This window comes from Gemmatimonadales bacterium (assembly GCA_035502185.1).
In the GTDB taxonomy this organism is placed as follows: domain Bacteria; phylum Gemmatimonadota; class Gemmatimonadetes; order Gemmatimonadales; family JACORV01; genus Fen-1245.
Genome location: DATJUT010000034.1, coordinates 1 through 7504, shown reverse-complemented (window position 1 = coordinate 7504; position 7504 = coordinate 1). Strand labels below are relative to the sequence as shown.

Genomic DNA, 7504 nt, shown 5'->3' with positions numbered 1-7504 from the left:
GGTGGGGGTGGGGTTTTGGGGTTTGGGGGTTGGGGCCACCATCCCCCAACCCGAGACCCCAATCCCCCCAGCACCCCGTCTTACCCTACGGTCCCCGCGGCGCCTGCTGCTGCGCCTGGCGCTGCTGCGCTTCGCGCTGCTCCACCTCGCGCAGGTAGTCGGCGAAGCTGCGCGGCGGCGGCGTGCAGGCGGGCCACGACGTGCCCTGCGGTCCGGCGGGCCCGAAGCCCGCGCGGGTCGGGAACACGGTGCGCCGGTCGCGCGAGACCGGCTGCGGATCCTCCGATGCCAGGTACACCAGCATCGCCGTGAGCACGGCGTTCGACTTCAGCTCGTCGAAGACGATCTTGTCGAACGTGTCGCGGTTGGTGTGCCACGTGTACAGGAAGTAGTCCCAGTTGAGCGACCCGAGCCCGAAGCCGGGCGCGCCGGCGCAGTCGAACGACGCGTGGTCGGTCCCGCCGCCGGCCGGCATCCCGGGGAACTGGAACTTGATCTCCCGGGTGATCTCGGCGGGCACCCGCGACAGCCACCGCCCCAGGTTGGACGAGGCGTCCACGAAACCCGACGCCGACATGCTGATCACGCGGCCGGTGCCGTTGTCCTGGTTGAACAGGGCCTGCAGGTGCGCGACGATGTCGGGATGATCGGCCACGAACGCCCGCGAGCCGTCGAGCCCGTTCTCCTCCGAAGCCCAGTGCCCAACCAGGATGGTGCGCCTGGGATGGGGGTAGGCGAGCTTCAGGATCCGCATCGCCTCCATCATCGTGATCGTGCCGGTGCCGTTGTCGGTCGCGCCGGAGCCGCCGTCCCACGAATCGAAGTGGGCCGACAGCATCACGTACTCGTTCGGCAGCACCGACCCGCGGATCTCGGCGACGGTGTTGAACACGGGCACGTCGCCCAGGAACTGCGCGTCGGCGGCCAACTGCACCACGGGCCCGTCGTGATTCTGGACCAGCCTCGCCACCAGGCCGTAGTCCTCGCACTCGAGGTCCACGACGGGGGCGTGCTCGGTCGAGGCGTTGAAGATGCGGTGGGTGCCCCAGCCGCCGCTCCAGGTGCTCTGGAGGATGCCGGCGGCGCCGGCGCCGTCGAGCGCGATCTCGAGCAGCCGCTGGTTGCCGGCGGCATTGCGGATCCGGGCCGCCCACGCGCTGCGCTCGGCGGCGCGCGACTCCTGGAGCCGCTTCCACGAGTCCGGAAGCGCGGTGGTGATCCACTCGCTGTCCGCCCGGCAGGTGGGCTCGGGGTACGAGACCGCGACGAACTTGCCCTTCACCTGCGGGAGCCAGGCGCGGAAGGCGGTCGAGTCGGCCACGTCGGGCAGGAGGAGAACGTCGCCCCGGACGGTCTTGCCGCCGGTGCCGGGGCTGAACGACAACATCGTGCCGGCGAGCGTGCGCACCCTCGGCGAGACCAGGTCGAGGTGCGTCACGCCGCGCCGCCAGCCCTTCCAGGTGCCGTACGTCTCGGCGCGCGCCGGAATGCCCCAGCCCTGGTACATCGCGAGGGCCCAGTCGCCGGCGGACTTGAAGGACGGCGATCCGGTCAGCCGGGGGCCGATGGAATCGAACAGCGCTTGCGACAGCTGGTACGTCCGGGAGCTGTCCATGCCGATCGCCCAGATGCGGTGCAGCACCGAGTCGTCGGTGGCATAGGTCTGAGCGGCGGCGGTGCCTGAGGCGAACAGCAGCCCCAGGGCCACGCCGGCGATCGAACGCCTCATCGGGTACCTCCCACGGAAATCGAGAACGGTCTGGTCTGCCCGGGCTCCGAGCACCGAGGCTCGCGAGCGGTGGCGGCGGAGACACTATGCACGCTACAGTACGTCGCCCGCCAGCCGGGCGTTGCGGGCGCGCGGGCCGCGCGGGATACTTAGCCGCGGCCACCGCCGCACCCCGCGTCCCACATCGCCGTGGAGGTCCCGTGCACCCGTTCAGCCGTATGGCCGCTCTCGCCGCCGCCCTGCTCCCGTCCCTGCTCGCGTCGCCCGGGGTGGCCCAGGTCCGGCGGCTCGACGACGGGCTCGCCCGCACCCCGCCGATGGGCTGGAACAGCTGGAACAAGTTCGCCTGTCACGTGGACGAGCAGCTGATCGAGGCGACCGCCGACGCGATGGTATCGAGCGGCATGCGCGACGCCGGCTATCGGTACGTCGTGATCGACGACTGCTGGCAGGTCTACCGCGACACCGCGGGCACGATCGTGGCCGATCCGCAGCTCTTCCCGCACGGGATGAAGGCGGTCGCCGACTACGTCCACGCCAAGGGGTTGAAGTTCGGGATCTACACCGACGCGGGGACGAACACCTGCCAGGGCCGTCCGGGCACCCTCAACCACGAGGCGCAGGACGCGCGCACCTATGCGTCGTGGGGCGTGGACTACGTGAAGGAGGACTGGTGCAACGCGCGGGGCCTCGAGGCGCCGGCGCAGTACCGCAAGTTCCACGAGGCCCTGGTCGCGACCGGGCGGCCGATCGTGCTGAGCCTCTGCGAGTGGGGCTCCAACCACCCGTGGGAGTGGGCGGCCGGCATCGGCCACCTGTGGCGGACCACCGGGGACATCGAGGATACCTGGGCGAGCATGCTGGCCAACCTCGACGCCTCGTCCGTCCACCAGGCCGTGGCCGGCCCCGGCGGGTGGAACGACCCCGACATGCTCGAGGTCGGCAACGGCGGCATGAGCGACGCCGAGTACCGCGCGCACTTTTCGCTGTGGGCGATCGTGGCCGCGCCGCTCCTCGCCGGCAACGATCTCCGGACGATGACCGCGGCGACCCGCGACATCCTCACCAATCCCGAGGTGATCGCGGTGGACCAGGACTCGCTCGGCGTCGAGGGATGGCTGCTGAAGCAGACCGAGCCGGGGCTCCAGGTGTGGGTGAAGCCGCTCCGGGATGGGTCGCGGGCGGTGGCGTTCCTGAACCGGACCGAGGGCGCGGCGACGATGGGGGTGGAGTGGAGCGATCTCGGGTGGGCGAGCGGTGCGACGGCTCGGGTGCGCGACCTGTGGCTCCACCGGGACGCCGTCGGCGGGCGCGGGCGCTACGACACGCCGGTCGCTCCGCACACCGTGGTGATGGTGAGGATCACGCCAGCGCCGCGTGCGAAGTAACGCAGGTCAACCCAGGAGGCTGGACCATGTTCAAGGAATTCAAGGCGTTCATCCTGCGCGGCAACGTCATCGACCTGGCGGTCGCGGTGATCATCGGCGCCGCGTTCGGCAAGATCGTCTCGTCGCTGGTGGCCGACATCCTGATGCCGCCCATCGGGCTCGTGGTGGGCAAGGTGGACTTCAGCGGCCTGTACCTGAACCTGTCGGGGACCAGCTACCCGAGCCTCGCGGCGGCGAAGGCCGCGGGTGCGCCGACCGTCAACTACGGCGTGTTCCTCAACGCCACCATCGACTTTCTCATCGTCGCGTTCGCGCTGTTCCTCGTGATCCGGATGGCGAACCGCATGCAGCAGGCCGTGGCCAAGCCGGCGGCGGCCGCGCCGGCGACCAAGGAGTGCCGCTTCTGCTTCTCGGCCATTCCGGTCAAGGCCACCCGGTGCCCCCAGTGCACGTCCACCCTGTGACGGAGTGAGTCGATGGCTCGCGACGGGATCACGCGCCGGGCGTTCGTGGGCACCACGGTGCTGGGCGGCGCCCTGGCCGCGGCGGACGTGCGCCGGATGCCCGCGGCGGAGGCGCTCGGCGCCGCCCGCCGGCGTGGCTGGCAGGGGCAGGAGAATCTCGACGAGGTGACGGTCGCGCAGCTGCAGGAGGGGATGCGTGCCGGCCGCTGGACCGCGCGCGCGCTGGCCGAGCAGTACCTGGCGCGCATCGATGCGGTGGATCAGAAGGGCCCCAACCTCCACACGGTGATCGAGACGAACCCCGACGCCCTCGCCACCGCCGACGCGCTCGATGTGGAGCGCCGGACCAAGGGGGCGCGGGGGCCGCTGCACGGCATCCCCGTCCTGATCAAGGACAACATCGACACCGGGGACAGGATGCACACCAGCGCCGGCTCGCTGGCCCTCGCCGCGTCGATCGCCGCGCGCGACTCGACCGTGGCCGCGCGGCTGCGCGAAGCCGGCGCGGTGATTCTCGGGAAGACGAACCTGAGCGAGTGGGCGAACTTCCGTGGCCGCCACTCGATCAGCGGGTGGAGCGGGCGCGGCGGGCAGTGCCGCAACCCGTACGTGCTGGACCGGTCGCCGTCGGGCTCGAGCAGCGGCTCCGCGGCCGCGGCGGCGGCGAACCTCTGCGCCGTGGCGGTCGGCACCGAGACCGACGGCTCGATCACGTCGCCGGCGTCCGCGTGCAGCCTGGTCGGCATCAAGCCGACGGTGGGCCTGGTGAGCCGGGCGGGGATCGTGCCGATCTCCCACAACCAGGATACGGCGGGGCCGCTCGCGCGTTGCGTGGCCGACGCGGCGGCGCTGCTGACGGCGCTCGCAGGCGCCGACCCCAAGGACCCGGCCACGGATGCGGCCGGCGCTCACGCCGCCGACTACGCGCGCGCGCTCGACCCCGACGGGCTGCGCGGCCTGCGCCTGGGCATCGCGCGCAAGCGCTACACCGGCAACCACCGCGTGGTGGACCAGCTGTTCGAGGCGGCGCTGGGGGTGCTGCGCGATCGCGGGGCGGTGCTGGTGGACAAGGTGGACCTCACCACCGAGGACCGCCTGAAGGACTCCGAGCAGGTGGTGCTCGAGTGCGACTTCAGGGCGGACCTCGACGCGTATCTCGCGGGGCTCGGTCCGGGCGCCCCGGTCCGGTCGCTGGCCGACGTGATCGCCTTCAACAAGGCGCACGAGGCGGAAGAGCTGCAGCTGTTCGGCCAGGAGACGCTGCTGTCGGCCCAGGCACGGGGCGGGCTCGCCAGCCCCGTCTATCGCCGGGCGCTGGCGCGCTGCCACCGCTTCGCGCGCACCGAGGGCATCGACCTGGTGGTGCGGAGGCACCGGCTCGACGCGATCGTGTGCCCCACGTCGACGCCGCCCCGCCAGATCGACTTCGTGGACGGCGACGGCGGTGGCGCGGATTGCACGACGCCCGCAGCCGTCGCCGGCTACCCGCACGTCACGGTGCCGATGGGCTACGTGCTGGGAGTCCCGGTGGGACTGTCGTTCTTCGGCCGCGCCTGGACGGAGGCGACGCTGATCAGGGCAGCCTTCGCCTACGAGCAGGCCAGCCGGATGCGGCGGGCGCCGCAGCTCCTGCCCACGGTCGTGCTGCCGGCGGCCGGATGACCCTGCAGTACATCTTCTCGACGCTCCGGCTCGGCAAGGTGGTGCCGCCGAGCCGGCACGTGCTCAAGGACATCTCGCTGTCCTTCTTCCCCGACGCCAAGATCGGCGTCATCGGCCTCAACGGCGCGGGCAAGAGCAGCCTGCTCAAGATCATGGCCGGCGTGGACACCGACTTCATCGGCGAGGCCCGGCCGGCCCCGGGCATCCGCATCGGCTGGCTGCCCCAGGAGCCGCGGCTCGACCCGGCGAAGGACGTCCGCGGCAACGTCGAGGAAGGCGTCGCGCCGATCCGCGCGATGCTCACCGAGTTCGAGGCGATCAGCGCGAGGTTCGCCGAGCCGATGGACGAGGAAGCGATGAACGCGCTGCTCGAGAAGCAGGGCAACCTGCAGCACCGGATCGACGCCGCCGGGGCGTGGGAGCTGGATCACCACCTCGACGTCGCGATGGACGCGCTGCGCCTGCCGCCCGGTGATGCCGACGTGACGAAGATCTCGGGCGGCGAGCGGCGGCGGGTGGCACTGTGCCGGCTGCTGCTGTCGCAGCCCGACCTGCTGCTCCTCGACGAGCCCACCAACCACCTCGACGCCGAGTCGGTGGCGTGGCTCGAGCGCCATCTCAAGGAGTTCCCCGGCTGCGTCATCGCCGTCACCCACGACCGCTACTTCCTCGACAACGTGGCGGGCTGGATCCTCGAGCTGGACCGGGGCGAAGGCATCCCGTGGAAGGGCAACTACTCGGGCTGGCTGGACCAGAAGCAGAAGCGGCTGGCGGTGGAGGAGAAGCAGGCGTCGGCGCGGCGGCGCACGCTCGAGCGCGAGCTGGAGTGGATCCGCATGTCGCCCCGCGCGCGCCAGGCCAAGTCCAAGGCGCGCATCGGCGCCTACGAATCGCTCCTCGCCGAGGAGGCGGAGGCGCGCGAGGACACGGCTGAGATCCTGATCCCGGCGCCGGAGCGCCTGGGCGACGAGGTGATCACCGCCGAGGGCCTCGCCAAGGGGTTCGGCGACCGGCTGCTGTTCGAGAACATGAGCTTCCGCTTGCCACGGGGCGGGATCGTCGGCGTCATCGGGCCGAACGGCGCGGGCAAGACCACGCTGTTCCGGATGATCGTGGGCGCCGAGAAGCCGGACGCGGGGACCCTCAAGGTCGGCGCGACGGTCAGGGTGGCGTACGTGGACCAGAGCCGCGAGGCGCTGGACGGCACCAAGACGGTGTTCCAGGAGATCTCGGGCGGGCAGGAGACGCTGGAGTTCGGGAAGCGGCAGGTGAATGCGCGCGCCTACTCGGCCAGCTTCGGGTTCCGCGGCGCGGATCAGCAGAAGAAGGTGGCCGACCTGTCGGGCGGGGAGCGGAACCGGCTGCACCTGGCCAAGCTCCTCAAGAGCGGCGGCAACGTGCTGCTGCTCGACGAGCCCACCAACGACCTGGACGTGGACACGCTGCGCGCGCTGGAAGACGCGTTGCTGCGGTTCGCCGGCTGCGTGGTGGTCGTGAGCCACGACCGCTGGTTCCTCGACCGCATCGCGACGCACATCCTGGCCTTCGAGGGCGACGGCGAGGTGTACTGGTACGAGGGCGACTACCAGGGCTACGCGGCGGACTTCCACCGGCGCAAGGGCGCCTCCGCCGACCAGCCGCACCGGATCCACTACAAGAAGCTCGTTCACTGAGGAGCGGACGATGAAGATCGGAATCCTGGGCACCGGCGACGTCGGGTGCACGCTCGCGGGTGGCCTCGCCTCGTTCGGTCACGAGGTCCGGCTGGGCACGCGCGATCCCTCGGCCGACAAGGCCCGGGCGGCCGCGACGCGGGCGGGCAGGGGATGCGACATCGCGACGTTCGCGGATGCCGCGGCCTTCGCCGAGCTGGCGATCGTCGCCACGCTGTGGAGCGGGACCGAGAACGCCCTCAAGCTGGCGGGCCCGAAGAGCCTGGCCGGCAAGGTGGTGATCGACGCGACCAATCCCCTGGTGTTCGCGCCCGGCGCGCCGCCGGCCCTCGCGCTCGGCCACCGGGACTCGGGTGGGGAGCAGGTGCAGCGCTGGCTGCCCGGCGCGAAGGTGGTCAAGGCGTTCAACATCGTCGGCCACGCCCACATGGTGAAGCCGGCGTTCCCGGGCGGGCCGCCCGACATGTTCATCTGCGGCAACGACGCCGCTGCGAAGCAGACGGTCACCGGGCTCCTGACGTCGCTCGGCTGGCCCGTGATGGACATCGGCGGCATCGAGGGCGCGCGGCTGCTGGAGCCGCTGTGCAT

6 protein-coding genes are annotated in these 7504 nt (G+C 71.5%); 5 read left to right on the top strand and 1 reads right to left on the bottom strand.

From position 1 onward, the window contains the following. Nucleotides 1–85: 85 nt before the first annotated feature. Nucleotides 86–1729: a M20/M25/M40 family metallo-hydrolase gene (locus tag VMF70_04805; protein HTT67327.1), complete on the bottom strand. Its 1644-nt coding sequence runs from the start codon at nucleotides 1727–1729 to the stop codon at nucleotides 86–88. Nucleotides 1730–1947: 218 nt separating this feature from the next. On the opposite strand from VMF70_04805, the gene VMF70_04800 reads away from it, so the two are divergent. The 5 genes from VMF70_04800 to VMF70_04780 all read left to right on the top strand — a co-directional run. Next, nucleotides 1948–3117, top strand: a complete 1170-nt coding sequence (locus tag VMF70_04800; GenBank protein HTT67326.1) for a glycoside hydrolase family 27 protein — start codon at nucleotides 1948–1950, stop codon at nucleotides 3115–3117. Between the two features lie 26 nt (nucleotides 3118–3143). Further along, nucleotides 3144–3581 (top strand): large conductance mechanosensitive channel protein MscL, encoded by a 438-nt coding sequence (mscL, locus tag VMF70_04795; protein HTT67325.1) that lies wholly within the window; start codon nucleotides 3144–3146, stop codon nucleotides 3579–3581. Nucleotides 3582–3593: 12 nt separating this feature from the next. After that, nucleotides 3594–5243 (top strand): amidase, encoded by a 1650-nt coding sequence (locus VMF70_04790; GenBank protein HTT67324.1) that lies wholly within the window; start codon nucleotides 3594–3596, stop codon nucleotides 5241–5243. After that, the gene (gene ettA, locus VMF70_04785; GenBank protein HTT67323.1) at nucleotides 5240–6916 is read left to right on the top strand and encodes an energy-dependent translational throttle protein EttA; all 1677 of its coding nucleotides are present in this window, start codon (nucleotides 5240–5242) and stop codon (nucleotides 6914–6916) included. Before VMF70_04790 ends, ettA begins: the two co-directional genes overlap by 4 nt. A 10-nt stretch (nucleotides 6917–6926) precedes the next feature. Further along, on the top strand, nucleotides 6927–7504 hold a 578-nt coding region (locus VMF70_04780), incomplete at its 3' end, for an NAD(P)-binding domain-containing protein (GenBank protein HTT67322.1).